The organism is Desulfitobacterium sp. THU1, assembly GCF_038181555.1.
Lineage (GTDB): Bacteria > Bacillota > Desulfitobacteriia > Desulfitobacteriales > Desulfitobacteriaceae > Desulfitobacterium.
Genome location: NZ_JBBWUA010000005.1, coordinates 117340 through 134278, shown reverse-complemented (window position 1 = coordinate 134278; position 16939 = coordinate 117340). Strand labels below are relative to the sequence as shown.

General features: G+C 46.2%; 19 protein-coding genes and 3 tRNA genes. All 22 read right to left on the bottom strand.

All coding sequences use genetic code 11. From position 1 onward, the window contains the following. Nucleotides 1–46: 46 nt before the first annotated feature. Nucleotides 47–187 (bottom strand): six-cysteine ranthipeptide SCIFF, encoded by a 141-nt coding sequence (gene scfA / locus AAC978_RS07035; protein WP_014795945.1) that lies wholly within the window; start codon nucleotides 185–187, stop codon nucleotides 47–49. 81 nt (nucleotides 188–268) lie between these two features. Further along, nucleotides 269–814: a hypothetical protein gene (locus AAC978_RS07030; RefSeq protein ID WP_341547323.1), complete on the bottom strand. Its 546-nt coding sequence runs from the start codon at nucleotides 812–814 to the stop codon at nucleotides 269–271. Nucleotides 815–1064: 250 nt separating this feature from the next. Beyond that, nucleotides 1065–1140 (bottom strand) — tRNA-Phe (locus AAC978_RS07025). An 8-nt stretch (nucleotides 1141–1148) separates the two neighbouring features. Beyond that, a tRNA-Glu gene (locus AAC978_RS07020) sits at nucleotides 1149–1224 on the bottom strand. A 139-nt stretch (nucleotides 1225–1363) separates the two neighbouring features. Next, complete coding sequence (locus AAC978_RS07015) at nucleotides 1364–2065, bottom strand: ABC transporter ATP-binding protein (RefSeq protein WP_341547322.1); 702 nt, start codon at nucleotides 2063–2065, stop codon at nucleotides 1364–1366. Between the two features lie 4 nt (nucleotides 2066–2069). Next, a complete protein-coding gene (locus AAC978_RS07010; protein ID WP_341547349.1) occupies nucleotides 2070–2882 on the bottom strand; it encodes an ABC transporter ATP-binding protein in 813 nt (270 codons plus the stop codon). Between the two features lie 25 nt (nucleotides 2883–2907). Continuing rightward, complete coding sequence (locus tag AAC978_RS07005; protein WP_341547321.1) at nucleotides 2908–3990, bottom strand: branched-chain amino acid ABC transporter permease; 1083 nt, start codon at nucleotides 3988–3990, stop codon at nucleotides 2908–2910. A 10-nt stretch (nucleotides 3991–4000) separates the two neighbouring features. Beyond that, entirely contained in the window at nucleotides 4001–4882 is an 882-nt protein-coding gene (locus AAC978_RS07000) for a branched-chain amino acid ABC transporter permease (protein WP_341547320.1), read from the bottom strand. Between the two features lie 123 nt (nucleotides 4883–5005). Further along, nucleotides 5006–6187 carry an ABC transporter substrate-binding protein gene (locus AAC978_RS06995; RefSeq protein ID WP_341547319.1) on the bottom strand — a complete coding sequence of 394 codons (1182 nt, stop codon included), beginning with the start codon at nucleotides 6185–6187 and terminating at the stop codon, nucleotides 5006–5008. Nucleotides 6188–6447: 260 nt separating this feature from the next. Next, a tRNA-Lys gene (locus tag AAC978_RS06990) sits at nucleotides 6448–6523 on the bottom strand. 86 nt (nucleotides 6524–6609) lie between these two features. Beyond that, nucleotides 6610–7893: an adenylosuccinate synthase gene (locus tag AAC978_RS06985; protein ID WP_341547318.1), complete on the bottom strand. Its 1284-nt coding sequence runs from the start codon at nucleotides 7891–7893 to the stop codon at nucleotides 6610–6612. A gap of 259 nt (nucleotides 7894–8152) precedes the next feature. After that, nucleotides 8153–9487, bottom strand: coding sequence for a replicative DNA helicase (gene dnaB / locus AAC978_RS06980; RefSeq protein WP_341547317.1), 1335 nt, complete (start codon nucleotides 9485–9487; stop codon nucleotides 8153–8155). A gap of 13 nt (nucleotides 9488–9500) precedes the next feature. Next, on the bottom strand, nucleotides 9501–11465 hold the full coding sequence (lonC, locus tag AAC978_RS06975; RefSeq protein ID WP_341547316.1) for a Lon family ATP-dependent protease: 1965 nt from the start codon (nucleotides 11463–11465) through the stop codon (nucleotides 9501–9503). Nucleotides 11466–11491: 26 nt separating this feature from the next. Further along, nucleotides 11492–11938, bottom strand: coding sequence for a 50S ribosomal protein L9 (gene rplI / locus AAC978_RS06970; RefSeq protein WP_341547315.1), 447 nt, complete (start codon nucleotides 11936–11938; stop codon nucleotides 11492–11494). Between the two features lie 43 nt (nucleotides 11939–11981). Further along, nucleotides 11982–12938, bottom strand: coding sequence for a DUF2232 domain-containing protein (locus tag AAC978_RS06965; RefSeq protein WP_341547314.1), 957 nt, complete (start codon nucleotides 12936–12938; stop codon nucleotides 11982–11984). A 71-nt stretch (nucleotides 12939–13009) separates the two neighbouring features. Then, nucleotides 13010–13333, bottom strand: a complete 324-nt coding sequence (locus AAC978_RS06960; protein WP_341547313.1) for a MazG-like family protein — start codon at nucleotides 13331–13333, stop codon at nucleotides 13010–13012. Between the two features lie 100 nt (nucleotides 13334–13433). Continuing rightward, nucleotides 13434–13664 (bottom strand): 30S ribosomal protein S18, encoded by a 231-nt coding sequence (gene rpsR / locus AAC978_RS06955; protein WP_341547312.1) that lies wholly within the window; start codon nucleotides 13662–13664, stop codon nucleotides 13434–13436. A gap of 53 nt (nucleotides 13665–13717) precedes the next feature. After that, nucleotides 13718–14128: a single-stranded DNA-binding protein gene (locus AAC978_RS06950; protein ID WP_341547311.1), complete on the bottom strand. Its 411-nt coding sequence runs from the start codon at nucleotides 14126–14128 to the stop codon at nucleotides 13718–13720. Between the two features lie 15 nt (nucleotides 14129–14143). Further along, complete coding sequence (gene rpsF, locus AAC978_RS06945) at nucleotides 14144–14431, bottom strand: 30S ribosomal protein S6 (protein WP_341547310.1); 288 nt, start codon at nucleotides 14429–14431, stop codon at nucleotides 14144–14146. Between the two features lie 147 nt (nucleotides 14432–14578). Next, nucleotides 14579–15679 carry a redox-regulated ATPase YchF gene (gene ychF, locus AAC978_RS06940; protein ID WP_341547309.1) on the bottom strand — a complete coding sequence of 367 codons (1101 nt, stop codon included), beginning with the start codon at nucleotides 15677–15679 and terminating at the stop codon, nucleotides 14579–14581. Between the two features lie 104 nt (nucleotides 15680–15783). After that, the gene (locus AAC978_RS06935) at nucleotides 15784–15984 is read right to left on the bottom strand and encodes a DUF951 domain-containing protein (protein WP_341547308.1); all 201 of its coding nucleotides are present in this window, start codon (nucleotides 15982–15984) and stop codon (nucleotides 15784–15786) included. 122 nt (nucleotides 15985–16106) lie between these two features. After that, nucleotides 16107–16901, bottom strand: a complete 795-nt coding sequence (locus AAC978_RS06930; RefSeq protein ID WP_341547307.1) for a CvpA family protein — start codon at nucleotides 16899–16901, stop codon at nucleotides 16107–16109. Nucleotides 16902–16939 lie beyond the last annotated feature (38 nt).

Below are 16939 nucleotides of genomic sequence, written 5' to 3'. Positions count from 1 at the left end.
TTCACTTCATCATGGCTTCTGTTCTCTATGGGTCAGATTGACAAATTTACTTTACGCAGACTTGGTTGCCTACTGTACAGGATGTTTTGCAGGCAGATTGACAGGAAGTTTGGCACTCACCGCAGCCACCTGTCTTTAAGGTTTCGCTTAGATTCGCTTTCACAACTGTTTGAATATGTTTTGCCATCCTCGTAACCTCCTCTCAAACACATCAGAATTCGTCACTCATTATACCATGAGGACAAGTTCGAGTGCAAAATGAAATTAATCATTTATTGCTTCCTTGCTTGGGTTGACTGAATAAGTATATCACTTTTCCCTCTTTAGAGTATCCTGTAATATCCGCATCAACTGAGGGAACCTGATCCTTGCTAATCAAACTATACCAGAGGCGATAATCGCCGGACTGCACAATCTTTGCTTTCGATACCTCTCCCCTAGTGGTCTTTACTTCTATCTCGGTAATTTTAGGGTCTTCGACAAAACCATAATAAAAATAATATTTTGTCGTTTTATCGCCCAAGCTTGAATAGCGCCAGGATAATCCCTTCGGATGGGTGACTAATGGCCCTCCTTCGGTTCCCAGCCATTTCCAACCGAAAGCATCTTTTTGAAACAGGCCTGAGCCAAGTTCATCATTATTAATATAAAAAACAATGTTTGCCTCATCTTTAACTTCTTGGTAATGGATTACCTCCCAGTCACCCGGAACTACTTTTTTGGCCTCTTGAACAGCCTCTTCAAGGGAGCCACAACCACTCACTAACATGGTCGCTAGAATTATAGCACTAACCAGTAGTTTTTTAAGTTTCACAGGGTTTCCTCCAGTAATACAAAAATATCTTAGTTCTTCGTAACAAGACATACAAATTCATCAGCTTTTATAGTTTAGCTTATTTTATGTCTATTGACAATAGTTTAAAAATAGTACGACAACAAAGCAACATACTATACAAATTCCAACAAAGTTTTTCTCCCTTGAGCACAAGGGGTTAAGGGACAAATAAAAACTACACTGCTGTCGACAGTGTAGCCCAAAAGAAGAGTCTTCTTTAAATTCGGAATGGTGCCTTAGGACGGAATCGAACCGCCGACACGAGGATTTTCAGTCCTCTGCTCTACCGACTGAGCTACCAAGGCAAATATAATGGTGACCCATACGGGATTCGAACCCGTGTTACCGCCGTGAAAGGGCGGTGTCTTAGGCCGCTTGACCAATGGGCCACGGTGACTGTGAGCCATTCTTCCGCTCACGCTTTTGTATTATACACAAAAGAACATTATAAGTAAAGGCCTTTTAACAGGCCTTTAATAACAATTTTTCATTATTACTTAATATAATATACGCTCGCCATCGAGTATCTCAGCCTCCCAGATAGGCTTTGCGGATCTCATCGCTCTCAGACAGTTCCTGTCCGGTACCAGAAATTGAGATAGAACCAGTCTCCAGCACATAGGCTCGATCCGCAATGGATAGGGCCATCTGAGCATTTTGTTCCACAAGGAGCACCGTGGTTCCGGCCTTGTTCATCTCCTGAATAATGGTGAAGATTTGTTCAACCAGTATCGGCGCAAGGCCCATGGAGGGCTCATCTAGCATCAGAAGTTTGGGTCGGCTCATCAGTGCCCGCCCTATGGCCAGCATCTGCTGCTCGCCCCCGGAGAGTGTACCTGCAACCTGTTTGCGGCGTTCCAGAAGCCGCGGAAACAAGGTATAGATCTTTTCTAAGTCTTCCTCGGTGCCGCCAGAAGGACGGGTATAGGCACCCATATCCAGATTTTCCTGGACGGTCATCTGCAGAAAGATGCGCCGGCCTTCAGGGACATGGGCCAAACCTCGTTCAACAATCTTGTGGGGCGCTGTGGAAGTGATATCCTCCCCCAAGAAGCTGATGCCACCGGTCTTGGTACGCAACAAGCCGGAAATAGTTTTTAAGACGGTGCTCTTTCCGGCGCCGTTGGCCCCGATCAGGGTCACTATCTCGCCTTCATTGACCTCTAAGGAGATACCCTTGATGGCGTGTATCGCACCGTAAAAAACGTTAATGTTATCGACTTTTAACATGTGGTCAGCCCTCCCTCTTCTTGCCTAAATAAGCTTCGATGACCTGAGGGTTGTTCCGGATTTCGCTAGGGGTGCCTTTGGCAATAATTTTACCAAAATTAAGCACAGTAATTTTCTCGCAGATACCCATGACCAGATTCATGTCGTGCTCGATGAGCATAATTGCGATATTAAAGGTGTCACGGATTTTCACAATATTCTCCATCAATTCAGCTGTCTCAGAAGGGTTCATCCCTGCGGCAGGCTCATCTAGGAGAAGTAGCAAGGGTTTCGTAGCTAAAGCACGAACTATCTCTAGTCTGCGTTGGGCGCCATAGGGCAGAGATCCCGCTCGTTTTCCCGCCAAGCTCTCCATATCGAAAATGGACAAAAGCTCCATGGCCTTGTCATGGGCCTGCTTCTCGCCCTTCCAGTAAGCGGGGAGGCGGAGGATGCCATTCCACATACCATAGTTGATATGATTATGCATGCCAAGCTTTACATTGTCCTCAACCGATAAATTTGAGAAAAGGCGGATGTTTTGAAAGGTCCGGGCAATACCGGCTTTGTTTATTTGCACCGTAGTCATATTGCTCGTGTCACGACCATCCAGCAGGATGGTGCCGTCAGTAGGTTGATAGACTTTGGTAAGCAGGTTGAAACAAGTAGTCTTTCCTGCACCGTTGGGGCCAATCAATCCGGCTATCTCCGTGCGGTCGATGGTCATGTTGAAACCATTCACAGCCATAAGACCGCCAAAGTTTATACCTAGGTTGCGGGTTTCCAGGACCGGCTTCTTAGCGGCTTCACGCTCAGAAACAAGGTCGACGGAGGGCATGGTAGCCATCTGCATCTCGGGTGTATTAGCTTTGTCCATCTTCCGCACCTCCCTTCCCTGCTCGATGATTTGAGGGAAGCAACCTTTCCCTTAAAGCTCGCAAGCGGGCCTTAAATTCATCGTTGTTGGTGGCCAGCATAATAATAATGAGAACGATGGCATACAAAAGCATGCGGTAGCTGTTAAACTGACGCAGCATCTCGGGAAGTATGGTAAGTACGGTGGCGGCGATGATCGAGCCCCGGATATTACCCAGTCCTCCCAGGACCACAAAAACAAGAATCAGGATCGAGGTATTGAAGCCGAATTTAGAGGCAATGATGGTAGAATAATTCATGGCAAACAACGTACCTGCAGCACCGGCTAGGGCAGCGGAGGTGACAAAAGCCATAAGCTTATACTTAGTGACGTGAATACCCACACTCTCTGCTGCGATGCGGTTGTCGCGTAAGGCCATGATGGCCCGTCCCGAACGGCTGTCAATCAGATTGAGTACGATAAACAGAGTAATTAGAATGAGGGCAAAACCCATGGTAAAAGTGGATAGCTTGGGTATACCTGTGATTCCTAGAGGTCCGTCGATAATGACTCTGCCACCTTCAGCAAGATTCAGTGCCGAAGAGTCGGTCAGAAAGCTGAAATGCAATCCGTCTTTATCTTTCCCTACATAGAGGATGTTGATAATATTCTTGATAATTTCCCCGAAGGCTAGAGTGACAATGGCCAAATAGTCACCTTTAAGACGCAGAACAGGTATCCCGATAAGGAAACCGGCTATTCCGGCAAAAAGTGCACCTACGATTAGAGATACGATCAAGCGCAGAAGGGTGATGGGTATGATAGACTCTAGGCTAATACACGCTACGACACCCGCAAAGGCACCGACACTCATAAAGCCCGCATGGCCTAAAGATAGTTCACCCAGGATGCCTACGGTCAGATTCAGCGAAATGGCCAAGATCACATAGGCGCAGATAGGAACCAGCTGTCCTTGCAGGGAAGAGCTGATATTGCCGCTGTTTATCAGCAATTGGACAATAATAAAAGACACGATAACAAAAGCGTAAGTATAGATGTTATTACGTGTAGTTTTTTTCATGGTTATCATTGCAGCTACCTCATACTTTCTCGTTGATCTGTTTGCCCAGAAGACCAGTGGGCTTGACCAACAAAGTAAGAATAAGGACAGAGAACACAATAGCATCCGAAAGCTGCGTGGAGATATAACCCTTACCGAATATCTCGATAATGCCCAAGAGTATACCGCCGATCATAGCGCCGGGTATGGAGCCGATGCCGCCAAGCACAGCAGCAGTGAAAGCCTTGATGCCGGGCATGGAGCCCGTGGTGGGCATTAAGGTGGGATAAGCGGAGCAGAGGAGAACGCCAGCAATCGCCGCGAGGGCTGAGCCGATCGCAAAGGTGACGGAGATGGTAAAGTTAACATTGATGCCCATCAGCTGAGCTGCTCCCTTGTCCTCTGAGCAGGCGCGCATAGCCTTGCCCATTTTGGTCTTGCCAGTAAACCAGGTCAGGGCGGCCATAATTACAATACAAGCGACTATCGTGACGATAGCGATGACGGATATAGTCAGTTGTCCGTCGAAAAGCTTTAAGGATCCATTTCCTACTACTGATGTAAACGCCTTGGGATTAGAACCCCAGAGCAACAAAGCGGCATTCTGCAAAAAATAGCTAACACCTATGGCCGTAATAAGGACAGCCAAGGAGGTAGCTGCTCGCAGCGGCTTATAGGCTAAGCGTTCAATGACCACCCCAAGGACAGTACAGACCACCATAGCCAGAAGCACGCCGACAACCGGGGGCAGGTTTCCCCGGGTAGTGGCAAAAAACGTAACATAGGCACCGACCATAATAACATCGCCATGGGCAAAGTTCAGCATTTTTGCAATGCCGTAGACCATTGTATAGCCCAAAGCTATGATGGCATAGACGCTACCAAGACTGAGTCCGCTAATCAGAAAGGAAAGAAAGGTCATAACTCACACACCTTTATTTAGTTTGAGCATATTTAGAAAAGTATATATATAGATAGGTTAAAGGGCTGCCGAGTTTGTGCTCGGCAGCCCTCTCAACAAACCAATGGAAAGGGCAGTATCTTCTTAATCCATACCGACGTAAGCACCCTTTTCAATGACCATACCCTTAGGGGTCTTAGAAACTTCACCAGTAGCGGCCCACGTCATTTTCTCACCGGTCAGTCCGTCAACAGAGATCGTGGGGAATACTTGAACCAGTTTCTCATTGATATCAGCAGCCTTCATATCAGGAGTGATGCCGGCAGTCTCAATGGCTTTCTTATAGGCATACACCACGTCATAACCGTCAGCTGCAAACTGATTAGGAGTTTCTTTGAATAGTTCATTGTATTTCTTGACGAAGTTGACAGTGCGCTCATCGGTAGAGTCAGCACTGAAAGGAGTTAACAGCATAACGCCCTCAGCCAAGGATGCGTCAAAGTTTTCCAGAGTTAGAATGCCGTCCATGCCGTCCACCCCAAAGTATTTAGGGGAGTAGTCCATAGACTTAGCCTGCTGGAGGATCAGAGAGGCCGGGGTGTAATACATAGGCAGGAAGATTAAGTCAGCGCCGTTTTTCTTAGCATCAGCCAGTTGAACGGAAAAGTCGGTCTGGCTGTCTTCGGTGAAGGTGGTTGTAGAAACGACTGGGAGGTTCAGTTCTTTAGCTTTGCTCACAAAAGTATTATAGATTCCCTTGGAATATACATCGTCATTCTTGTAGATAATCGCAACTTTTGTGCCAAGCTTTTTGTCAAAGATATACTGAGCAGAAGCTGAACCCTGGTTAGGGTCGGTGAAGCACATCTGATAGACATTATCCTTGCCCTCAATGACAGCGGGAGCGGAAGCGGAGGGTGTCAGAGCAAATATCCGGTCGTTAAAAGTTTCAGCACTGGTGGCCACACCGGGGGTGCTGGTCACGGAGCCGAGGGAAATTTGCATACCCCAATCCTTCAGCTTGTTATAAGCATTAACGGCCTTCTCGGCGTCATGCTCATCATCTTCATATTTGAGTTCGAACTGGATGCCGCCCAAAGCATTAATCTCGTCAACAGCGATCTGCGCGCCATTCTTGGCTGCGTTGCCGTAAATGGCTGCTCCGCCGGTCAGAGGACCGGTACCGCCAAGCTTAAAGGCTACTGTTGCAGGTTCTTTGCCGCCTGCATTGGTTTGTCCAGCCGGAGCTTTATCCGTGCCTCCGCAACCGGACAGAAGACCGAGGGTCAGAGCGAGAGAGAATACGATACCGAACATTCTTTTCATTATACATTCCCCTTATCACAGATTTTATGATTATTCGTGTTTGTGAATTTTAGCCCCCGAATAATCAGAAAGATAGGATAATTTTAGCCTCCAAGGCCCTACCTGTCAAGGTAAATATTATGCAACAGATAAATAATTTTATCCAATCAAATATAACAGTTTAATTTAATAATTTCCTATCTGTCCTTTTAATACTTCATCGTGTATAAACAAAAAAACTTGCATCCCTTAAAAAGAATGCAAGCATTTTTATTAGATAATGGTGAGCCATCCGCGACTCGAACGCGGGACACCCTGATTAAAAGTCAGGTGCTCTACCGACTGAGCTAATGGCTCATAACTCACTCACGAATATTGATTCTACAGGAAGACCGATAGCTTGTCAACTTTTTTATAAAATAAAACCGGCATTCATAATGGTCTTAGAAAATCTCCCCACGAACAATCGTCTGCTCCCGACCAGGTCCCACCGCAATCAGGGTCACCTGGGTTTCTGTAAGAAGCTCAATACGCTTCACATAGTCTTGAGCAGCCTTAGGCAGATCAGCAAAGCGAGTCACCCCTGTAATATCCTCCTGCCAACCTTCAACCTCTTCATAGACAGGTTCACAGGCTTTGAATATCTTCTGACTTTGCGGAAATTCATAAATAACTTCGTTATTCACTCGATAGCCAACACCGATCTTTATTTTCTCGAAACCAGATAAGACGTCCAGCTTCATCAAAGCAAAATCAGAAATTCCGCTCACCCGAACAGAATAGCGAGCGATTACGGCATCAAACCAACCACAGCGGCGAGCACGGCCTGTGGTGGTACCAAATTCATGACCATTTTCGCGCATCCGTTCCCCGGTTTCGTCCAGAAGCTCGGTGGGGAAGGGTCCTTCACCAACCCTTGTTGTGTATGCCTTAATGACTCCAACCACGCGGTTTATGCGTGTCGGTCCGACTCCTGCACCGATGCAGGCTCCACCGGCAATCGGATGAGATGAAGTGACATAAGGGTAGGTACCATGGTCCAAGTCCAGTAATGTCCCTTGGGCACCTTCAAATAAAACCTTTTCTCCGGCCTTTAAGGATTCATCAATAACTAAGGAGCTATCGGCGACTAAGCCGCGAATCCTCTGGGCATAACTGGTATACTCGGCATAAATAGCTTCATATTCTAGTGGCTCAACACCATATAGCTTGGTTAGGATATCGTTCTTTTCTTTCAAATTGCGGCGAAGCTTCTGCGCAAATTCCTCAGCATCGAGCAAATCTAAGATGCGAATACCAATCCGGCTGGTTTTATCCATATAGGCAGGACCGATTCCTCGCTTGGTGGTGCCAATTTTATGCTCTCCACGAGAATCTTCTTCCAGGGCATCGAGCAAACGGTGATAGGGCATGATCACATGAGCGTTAGAACTGATTAGGAGTTTTCCGGTCTTCACCTGGCGCTCAGCAAGATAATCCAATTCATCCAGCAATACCTTGGGGTCGACCACTACTCCATTACCGATCACGCAGGTCTTGTCCTCATAGAGGATCCCCGAGGGAATCAGGTGAAGTTTAAACTCCTCCCCCTTAACCACTACAGTATGACCGGCATTGTTCCCTCCTTGATAGCGAACGACTAAATCCGCCTTTTCAGCGAGAAAGTCTGTCACCTTACCTTTTCCCTCATCACCCCATTGGGTACCTATTAAAACAACAGATGCCATCCAAATTCCCCCGATCCCCGAATGTTCCCAGTAATATTCCAGCTAACTGTAACTTCTATTACTTTTGCCTTATTTTCGGGAAAACATTCATAAATTCAATTTATCTTAGCAGTCAGCAAGTATTCTTGTCAATGCAAAGCACGAACATTATTCGATTTTTTTCAAATAATATTCGGTTTAACCACTCTGTTATTATCTTATGCTAGGAAGCGTAAAATTGTGAGGATGAAGAAAAAAAGAGCCTAAGGACGATTTGTCCTTAGGCAGAGATATGTTGACGGTCTAGATTCACAAATTTCGTAAATTCCTTAAGATATCCTAATTCTACTGAGCCCACCGGACCATTCCGATGCTTGGCAATAATGATTTCAGCAATTCCTTTTTTATCTGATTCGGAATTATAGTATTCATCTCGATAAATAAACGAAATAACATCTGCATCGGCTTCAATGGAACCGGACTCTAGCAAATCAGACATGATCGGGCGCTTATCCTGGCGCTGTTCAACCCCACGATTAAGCTGGGAAAGTGCTATAACTGGAACCTTTAGCTCTCGGGCAATACCCTTTAATCCCCGCGAGATCTGGGCAACCTCCTGCTGGCGGCTTTCTGCCCGTCTTCCCAAGGACATTAGTTGCAGGTAGTCAATGACAATTAACCCTAAGCCATTTTCCATCTTGAGGCGTCTTGCCTTTGAACGTAGCTCCGCTAAAGAAATTCCTACCGTATCGTCAATATAAATTGATGCATCAGAAAGGGGACCCACAGCCCGGGTAAGCTTCGGCCAGTCTGTATCTAATAAATCTCCTGTACGGACCCGCTGCTGATCCACCATAGCTTCTGAACAGAGCATCCGCTGGACTAATTGTTCCTTGGACATTTCCAAGCTAAATAAAGCAACCGAAACATTCGCTCTCACCGCAGCGTTTTGAGCCATATTCAAAACAAATGCTGTTTTTCCCATGGAGGGACGCGCTGCAATAATAATCAGATCGGAAGGCTGCCAACCGGAGGTCATCCTATCTAATTCTGTAAAATAGGTAGGCACTCCAGTCAGGTTCCCCTTATTAGCATAAAGAGTTTCTATCTTTTCAAAAGTATGCAATAAAATATTGCGGATGGATTCAAAGCCATCTTTGACCTGCCGTTGTGAAAGATCCATGACCATCTTTTCCGCTTCTTCCAACAAAGCGGTGGCCTCTTCTCCCGGTTCATAGCCCCTCTCCGAAATCTGGCCGGTAGCACGAATGAGCTGGCGCAGCAAAGATTTTTCGGCCACGATGCGCGCATAATACTCGCAGTTCACTGCTGAAGGAACCGAGCGAGCGATCTGCGAGATGGTGGCGATACCCCCGATTTGCTCTAACCGTCCGCTTTGACGAAGACCCTCGGCGACTGACACCAAATCCACAGGGTCTCCCTGTTCAAAAAGATTCCGGATGGTTAGGAAAATCTGTCGATGGTTATCCCGATAAAAGTCCTCAGGCTGTAACACTTCGAAAACGGAACTTCCCACTTCCGGTTCCAGCATCAAAGCACCTAAAACCGATTGTTCCGCCTCTAAATTATGGGGAGGAACTTTGGTCAGTTCCATGCTTCTCTCCTCCTCATTGCCGTACAATTTTGTTCGTGAATAATGCATGCTCCAAGGCTTCCTGAATTGTCTCAATCGGAATCACTTGAATACCTTGAAGACCGGACGGAACATCAGCTTGGTTAGCTTTGGGTATGAGCACGGTTTTGACCCCGGCTTGCTTGGCACCAAATATTTTCTCAGCGATGCCTCCGACCGGACGCACTTTCCCTTGAATGGATATTTCTCCGGTCACGGCAACATCTTGGCGCAAAGGCGCACTTTTTAGAGCGCTGTAGATGGCTAAGGTGGTGGCACAGCCTGCCGAAGGTCCGTCAATATTTCCACCACCCACCACATTGACATGGACATCGTAATCCTTTAAATCTACTCCTGTCAGGCTGCGCAGGACCGCTGTTGCATTAAATACGGCATCCCGCGCCATACTTCCTGCGGTTTCATTAAAACGAATAGCTCCCTTTCCCTCTCTACCCGTAAAGACGATGGCCTCAATTTCCAGGACGGAACCCACAAAACCATGGACCCCAAGTCCTAGAATTCTCCCTACCTCACCATCCTCAATGGCTTTATGGGAGATATAGGGGGTAAGTCGAGCTGAACGTAGCACCTCATAGACTTCCTCAGTCTTCAGGATAACCTCTTCCTGATGGGGGCGACGATAATGAGCAAGCCCATAAGTATCACTAAGGATTGTATTCGCCTTGCGACCTTCGAAGACGTAGTCGCTAATTATCTGCGGAACCTGTTTCTCTAAGGTTGCGCCTAACTTTTGAGCGGCTTGGACAACAATATGTTGAATATCCTTGGGCTCGAGAGGATTAAAATAGATTTCAGCACAGCGCGACCTTAAAGCCGGATTAATCTCCCGTGGATCCCGTGTCGTTGCTCCAATCAACACAAAATCTGCAGGAGCACCTTCTTCAAAGAGTTTCTTAATATACAGTGGCACTTGCGGATCATTAGGATCGTAATAGGCGGATTCAAAAAATACGCGCTTATCCTCTAACACTTTGAGGAGTTTATTCAAAAGTACAGGGTCCATCTCGCCTATCTCGTCGATAAATAATATCCCTCCATGGGCATCACTGACTAACCCCATCTTCGGCTCGGGTATCCCCGTTTCCGCTAAATCTCGCTTAGCCCCCTGATAGATCGGATCATGAACGGATCCCAATAAAGGGTTCGATATATCCCTTGGATCCCAGCGCAAGGTCGTCCCGTCGACTTCGATGAAAGGAGCCTTTGCGGCAAAGGGGGTATGGGCAGTGTTCTTCACAGCTTCTAAAGCCACTCGGGCTGCAGAGGTTTTTCCCACCCCCGGGGGACCATAAATAAGTAGATGTTGGGGATAGGGTGTAGCCAACTTAGCTAAAAGAAACTGCATAGGAATCTGTTGACCGATGACTTCTTCCACGCTTTGGGGCCGTAAAACCTCCGCGACCGAATTGGCCAGCTTTACTTGATTCATCTTTTCAATATGGGCCAATTTTTTTAAAGTTTGAGCATTATCCGGACCGGAATTCTCCTTAACAAGCTGGTTTTTTATTTCCTTGACATAATCCTCATGTCGCTCCTGCATTTTATCGGCTACAGCTTTGTCCAAGCGTTCTTCCACGGCTCGCCGAGCAATCAGTTCAGCGAGATGATCTTCGATCTCCAGAAGAATCTGTGAAATTTCTTCTGGCTCGGGCAAGGGGCGATCAGTCGGATCATCTAAAACAAGCTTAAGAAGTCCAGCAGCTCGTTTTTGAATGTCCTTGGATTGTATAAGGTGAATAGCCTCAAGGCGAGTGGCCTTTAGGACTAATTTGTCACTGCCATAAAAATTGGCAAGCAGGGTGTAAAGGGTATCCACTTCATGATGCCATTTTTCGTTATCTAATGTTTCAGTTGGGATTAGCTCGTCCTTTTCTTCGGGTGGCGAATCCTCCAATTTATTCTTAACTTGGGTAAACCACTTTGTATATAACCCTTTCATAAGGGACCCCTTTCACGATTGCCTGATCATGTTGCTTTCACAAGAACTTGAAATTGCGCTGTAACTTCGGGATGCAGCTTAGCTTGCACATTATAAGTGCCGAGTGCCTTGATGGGTTCTTTAATTTCTAGTTTGCGACGATCCACTTCAATCTTGTGTTTCGCTTTTAAGGCTTCGGCAACTTCTTTATTGGTAACTGAACCAAAAAGTCGTCCGCCTTCTCCGCTCTTGGTCTGTACTTCTACCGTTATAGAATTCAGCTTTGTCGCAAGAGCTTGCGCATCTTCTTTTTCTTTTTCCTTCTTCTTATCTTCATTCGCCTTTTTCGAAGCAAGATCACTCAAGTTGCCCGAAGTTGCTTCGACTGCTAAACCTTTGGGGAAGAGAAAATTCCTTGCGTATCCATCGGAAACTTCAAAGACTTGGCCTTTTTTGCCTAACGCTTTGACATCTTCCTTTAATATAACTTTCATTGCAAATCCTCCATTCTGCACTCCATTGTTTTCTAAACAGTTCCTATTCTTTCTCCTTGGGAGTAGATCTCTGGCGAAAATCAAACACCAAGTCCAGTAGCCCCATGATAATCAATAGAGGAGCCGTCACTTGGATATAGAGAAAACTCGCAAAAAGCAATATAAATTTAATAAAGCCAGATAACATCGGTTTTTTTAGGAAGGAGACAAAGATCGCACTTCCTAAGACGAGGGCTACAGCCCCATAGACTAGCATCAAGTTAAGACCAATATTCTTAACGGTTACCCATTGTAATAGATCCCCTATAAGGTAACTAGCTATGGCTAGGTTCATTCCCCATACTGCATACCAAGGTAAGCGCCATTCCGTGAAGGGCTGATAAGTTCGCTCGGGGATTGGAAACCAGCGCGTATAAAAATAATAGACCGCCCCCCATTTGGCAAGTGCCGTAAGAGCGACCAGGCCCGGAGTCAGCATAATCATCGTATTGACAATCTGTTCAAATAAAGTTAGCAGCTCTCGCTCAGTTATCCCTTGAGTCTTGAGATTTTCCAACATTCCGGCTTGAGTATATTGGTCCATCAGGCTTTGCACCAAAACTTGTACACTATCTTGGGTTACACCCTGCAACAGCATACCTAGGGTAGGAATTATTCCAGCAACACCAGCGGCTACTAAGCTCCAGAAAACAACTGCACGATGAGAAATAGTCGCTCTCATCCCCCAAATCGTCACTAGACCTGCCCAAGGAACAAAGCTAAAGGATGTGTAAGGGGGGAATCCGTTCAAGAGCACTGCTAGGCCATAGCCAAAAATCAAAAAAATCGCCCCAAAGCGCAAGCCCTGTTCCCGATCAGTTCGCCCCACCCATAAAAGGGCCAGTAGTAAGAGGATATCTAGCATCCAGCCCCAAGCCTCTTTTGATACTCCCAACCAGGGCCCTGCTACCAGGACAAGAACAGCCAACATATTGGTGGTTTTTTGGTCACTGACGTACATTCTGATGCTCCAATCTATTACAGGACTAGTATAGAAACGGCCTTCAGTAGGCTCACTGAAGGAAGTCTCGTTCAATCTTCAGGGGCCAAATAGCATAATAATAAGCTAAGGTCACCCCATTGGGTTTCTAATTTTTGGTGATCGTTTTCTTTCCATTCCTCTAACCGCTGCAACAGGATACGATCCAGACGTGAATAATCAAATCCCATGCGACGCGTTAATAAATAACTTAAAGCCACAAGATCCGCTAAACCTTGCAGCATTTCACCTTCCGAGCCACGCATCGACCCTTCCTGGAATTCCCACTGTGCTTTCAACATCTCAACCTTAAGCTCTTCAATAGCCTTTAGCCCTTTAACTACATCGACTTCAACCACGGGGGCCCCTCCCGTCATATTTATAATACCATGATTATCTCTATCTCAAAAATGTTCGCTAATCCAACACCAATCTCCTGCATGAGTGCAAAAAAGGGGAGCCATGCTCCCCTCTTCTTTAATCTACGATATAAGGCAATAACGCAATGTGGCGTGCTCTTTTAATTGCAATAGTCACTTGACGTTGATGCTTTGCACAGTTGCCAGAAATACGGCGAGGCAGAATCTTGCCGCGTTCCGTAATATATTTGCGAACTTTATGAGTCTCTTTATAGTCGATAGACTCTACTTTATCAACACAGAAGCTACATACCCGCTTTCTTGGTCTGCGTCCGCGTTCACGCTTCATTCAATTCACACCCTTCCCGTTTTAGAAGGTTACTTCCTTCGGAATTTCTTTACTTAAAATGGGATATCGTCATCTAAGCTCACTTCATGACCATATGTCCCAACATCACTGGCACCTGAGGATGATCCATGTCCGGAATTCCCGTCTTTGGGGCTGAGGAATCGTACATTTTCAGCAACGATCTCATAAACCCAACGGCGCTGTCCATCTTGACCATCATAGGTACGAACCTGCAACCGTCCGTCGACTGCTGCTAATTTCCCTTTGGAAAGATAATTCGCACACAGCTCAGCCAGCTGTCTATATACCACACATGGAATAAAATCCGCTTCCCGTTCCCCGTTAGCATTCTTGAAGTTACGATCAACAGCAAGTGTAAAGCTGGCTACCGCAACCCCATTCGGGGTATAACGTAACTCGGGGTCTTTCGTTAAACGGCCTATTAAAACGACGCGATTCAACATAGTAACCCCTCCCTACTAATCTTCTTTCTTTGTGGTCAAGAAACGCACAACAGTATCGGAGATCTTCATGATCCGCTCTACCTCTTGTGCCGTACGAGCTTCGCCATTAAAGTTCATCAGAATGTAAAAACCTTCCCGATAATCATTAATTTCGTAAGCTAAGCGGCGTTTGCCCCATTTGTCAACAGCGACATCTGCTCCACCGTTGTTAGTAACAACTTCGGAGAACTTGTCCACTGCTGCGGCAACAGCCTCATCATCCAAATCTGGACGGATGACATAAAGTACTTCGTACGCTTTCATAATTGCACCTCCCCTCGGACTTGCGGCCCCCATGACAGGGGCAGGGATACATAGTCTAGCAAGACTATTTTTTAAAGACTACCAATTAAAGATTATAGCACGTATTAGAAAAGTATGCAAACAAAAGATCTTTAATGGGGAATTTTACTAGACGTTAAACCGGAAATGAACGATATCCCCATCATTCATCACATATTCTTTACCCTCTAAACGAACCAAGCCCTTTTCTTTAGCTCCGTTCAGGCCTCCGTATTCAACAAAATCTTTGTAAGCAACCACTTCGGCACGAATAAAGCCTCGTTCAAAATCAGTATGAATGACCCCGGCAGCTTGCGGTGCTTTGGTACCCTGGCGGATTTCCCAAGCTCTTACTTCGATTTGGCCGGCAGTAAAATAGGTCATCAGCCCCAACAGGTGAAAAGCCCCTCGAATCAGACGATCCAGGCCAGATTCAGCAAGACCCAAGTCTTCCAAAAAGGCCGTTTTCTCTTCTTCCTCCAACTCGGAAATCTCAGCCTCGATCTTTGCACAGACCACAACCACTTCGGAATTCTCAAGGGCAGCAATCTCCCGAACCCTCTGGACATAAGCATTCTCGTCCGGGTTGGCGATATCCTCTTCACTGACATTGGCCGCATAGAGGACGGGCTTCATGCTTAAGAGGGGGAAGGACTTTAAGAGCTCCCGCTCCTCGTCGCTAAAGTCTAAGCTTCTTGCCGCCTGACCCTCATCTAAAACTTCTTTTAAACGATTGAGAAGAGCAACTTCCAGCTGAGCCTTCTTCTCCCCCGATTTTAAAAGCTTTGCCGAACGTTCAAGGCGTTTCTCGACACTCTCCAAATCCGCGAGAACCAATTCCAGCTGAATGGTGTCAATATCCCGTTTAGGGTCCACACTGCCTTCGACATGAACCACATTGCTGTCTTCAAAGCAACGAACCACATGAACAATGGCATCTACTTCCCGTATATGAGATAAAAACTTATTACCCAATCCCTCACCCTTGCTGGCTCCTTTGACCAATCCAGCAATATCCACAAACTCCACAGTCGCCGGGACGATTTTATCAGGCTTAACCATTTCCGCCAGAACCTGCAGCCGGGAATCCGGTACCTGCACAATTCCTACGTTTGGGTCAATCGTACAGAAAGGGTAATTCGCGGCCTCTGCACCCGCTTGGGTTATAGCATTAAATAAGGTTGATTTTCCTACATTAGGTAAACCAACAATCCCTGCGTGTAATGTCATTTAAAAAAACCTCCAGCTTATTTCAGGCAACAGTACTTTCATTATTAGTTAGTATTAACCTTTAAGATTATATGGGAATCTTGGCTAAACCGCAAGCTTTCCTCTTACAACTCGTTTGAATCCTTTTTTTGCAGAATTTCCTTCAGCTGTCGTTCAAGCTTAACCCGAGGAATCCAAGCCTGATGTTGACAGCCCAAGCACTGAATACGAAAATCCATACCCGTACGCATAACTTTCCAATCTGAGCTTCCGCAAGGATGTGGTTTACGTAGACGAATGATATCTCCCACTTGCAAAGGAATCATAGAACTTACCCCCTTTACAACTTCTCTTTTCATGCTCAATACTCTTAAATCACCTTATCTTATAAGGATGACTCCTCCGGAGTCCCTTTATACGATGAACAAAATGAAGCTCCTCATGCCCTTTATAGATTGATAGCGTTCGGATCCTTCAGGTTTAGATCTGGTATGTTTGGGCTAGGTAGGGTTAGATCCTCAAGGTCTATAGGTAAGCGAAAGCCTTGTTCAATGTTTAAACGCAAAAAATCCCCAAGAAAGCTATAGGTTTGGAGCAAATAAGGATGCAGGGTAGAGCCCTCGATAAATCCTATGGTCTCTCCCGAGTTGGCAATGGTAAAGAGGGGAGAGAACAATCCGAAAAAGACAGCCAGCCCCAGAAATGTGACCAGTCCCCCCGTAAGCAAGCCACCACCGCCATTGATGGTGCCCGACAAGAAGCCTAAGGGAGCTAGTAGGAGTGCCGAAATAATCTCAATGATGATTATTACTCCAAAATAGACCAAGGCGAAGGCGATGATTTTCATGGCGTTATCGGAAAGGGCTTGGGCAAAATTGTGAGTAATGGACTGCAAGGCACTATCCGTATAAAGCTCTACGTCTGGAAGGTTTGATCCCCCTAGGGCGCTTCTGAGCTCCTCCGGAAATATGGATAAAAACTTCTCAACGGTCTGCTCCTCAATCACTGCGGCTTTGGACTCGATGGTCGGAAGGATTCGCTTATAAATAGCAGCCTCCAACCAAACCCGCAAAGGAAGCCTCTGATCCAACCACTGCACCAAGATTTGATAATTTTGCGCAGCAAGAACCAAGCCGGCCAAACTTCCACCCAAACTAATGATGCCGGAAATAAGACCCTTGCGATACCCTTGAATTGCCCCAATAAGAACAATTGCCAGAATGAAGATATCGAAGCTATTCATGATTCTCCTCCTAAAACCCAGGTTCCCTCTATTATACT

What these genes read in the sequence shown, in the direction of transcription:
- scfA (WP_014795945.1), bottom strand. Translation starts at nt 187, where the DNA reads ATGGCAAAACATATTCAAACAGTTGTGAAAGCGAATCTAAGCGAAACC.
- AAC978_RS07015 (WP_341547322.1), bottom strand. Translation starts at nt 2,065, where the DNA reads ATGTTAAAAGTCGATAACATTAACGTTTTTTACGGTGCGATACACGCC.
- AAC978_RS07010 (WP_341547349.1), bottom strand. Translation starts at nt 2,882, where the DNA reads ATGCCCTCCGTCGACCTTGTTTCTGAGCGTGAAGCCGCTAAGAAGCCG.
- AAC978_RS07005 (WP_341547321.1), bottom strand. Translation starts at nt 3,990, where the DNA reads ATGATAACCATGAAAAAAACTACACGTAATAACATCTATACTTACGCT.
- AAC978_RS07000 (WP_341547320.1), bottom strand. Translation starts at nt 4,882, where the DNA reads ATGACCTTTCTTTCCTTTCTGATTAGCGGACTCAGTCTTGGTAGCGTC.
- AAC978_RS06995 (WP_341547319.1), bottom strand. Translation starts at nt 6,187, where the DNA reads ATGAAAAGAATGTTCGGTATCGTATTCTCTCTCGCTCTGACCCTCGGT.
- AAC978_RS06985 (WP_341547318.1), bottom strand. Translation starts at nt 7,893, where the DNA reads ATGGCATCTGTTGTTTTAATAGGTACCCAATGGGGTGATGAGGGAAAA.
- dnaB (WP_341547317.1), bottom strand. Translation starts at nt 9,487, where the DNA reads ATGGAACTGACCAAAGTTCCTCCCCATAATTTAGAGGCGGAACAATCG.
- lonC (WP_341547316.1), bottom strand. Translation starts at nt 11,465, where the DNA reads ATGAAAGGGTTATATACAAAGTGGTTTACCCAAGTTAAGAATAAATTG.
- rplI (WP_341547315.1), bottom strand. Translation starts at nt 11,938, where the DNA reads ATGAAAGTTATATTAAAGGAAGATGTCAAAGCGTTAGGCAAAAAAGGC.
- AAC978_RS06965 (WP_341547314.1), bottom strand. Translation starts at nt 12,938, where the DNA reads ATGTACGTCAGTGACCAAAAAACCACCAATATGTTGGCTGTTCTTGTC.
- AAC978_RS06960 (WP_341547313.1), bottom strand. Translation starts at nt 13,333, where the DNA reads ATGACGGGAGGGGCCCCCGTGGTTGAAGTCGATGTAGTTAAAGGGCTA.
- rpsR (WP_341547312.1), bottom strand. Translation starts at nt 13,664, where the DNA reads ATGAAGCGTGAACGCGGACGCAGACCAAGAAAGCGGGTATGTAGCTTC.
- AAC978_RS06950 (WP_341547311.1), bottom strand. Translation starts at nt 14,128, where the DNA reads ATGTTGAATCGCGTCGTTTTAATAGGCCGTTTAACGAAAGACCCCGAG.
- rpsF (WP_341547310.1), bottom strand. Translation starts at nt 14,431, where the DNA reads ATGAAAGCGTACGAAGTACTTTATGTCATCCGTCCAGATTTGGATGAT.
- ychF (WP_341547309.1), bottom strand. Translation starts at nt 15,679, where the DNA reads ATGACATTACACGCAGGGATTGTTGGTTTACCTAATGTAGGAAAATCA.
- AAC978_RS06935 (WP_341547308.1), bottom strand. Translation starts at nt 15,984, where the DNA reads ATGATTCCTTTGCAAGTGGGAGATATCATTCGTCTACGTAAACCACAT.
- AAC978_RS06930 (WP_341547307.1), bottom strand. Translation starts at nt 16,901, where the DNA reads ATGAATAGCTTCGATATCTTCATTCTGGCAATTGTTCTTATTGGGGCA.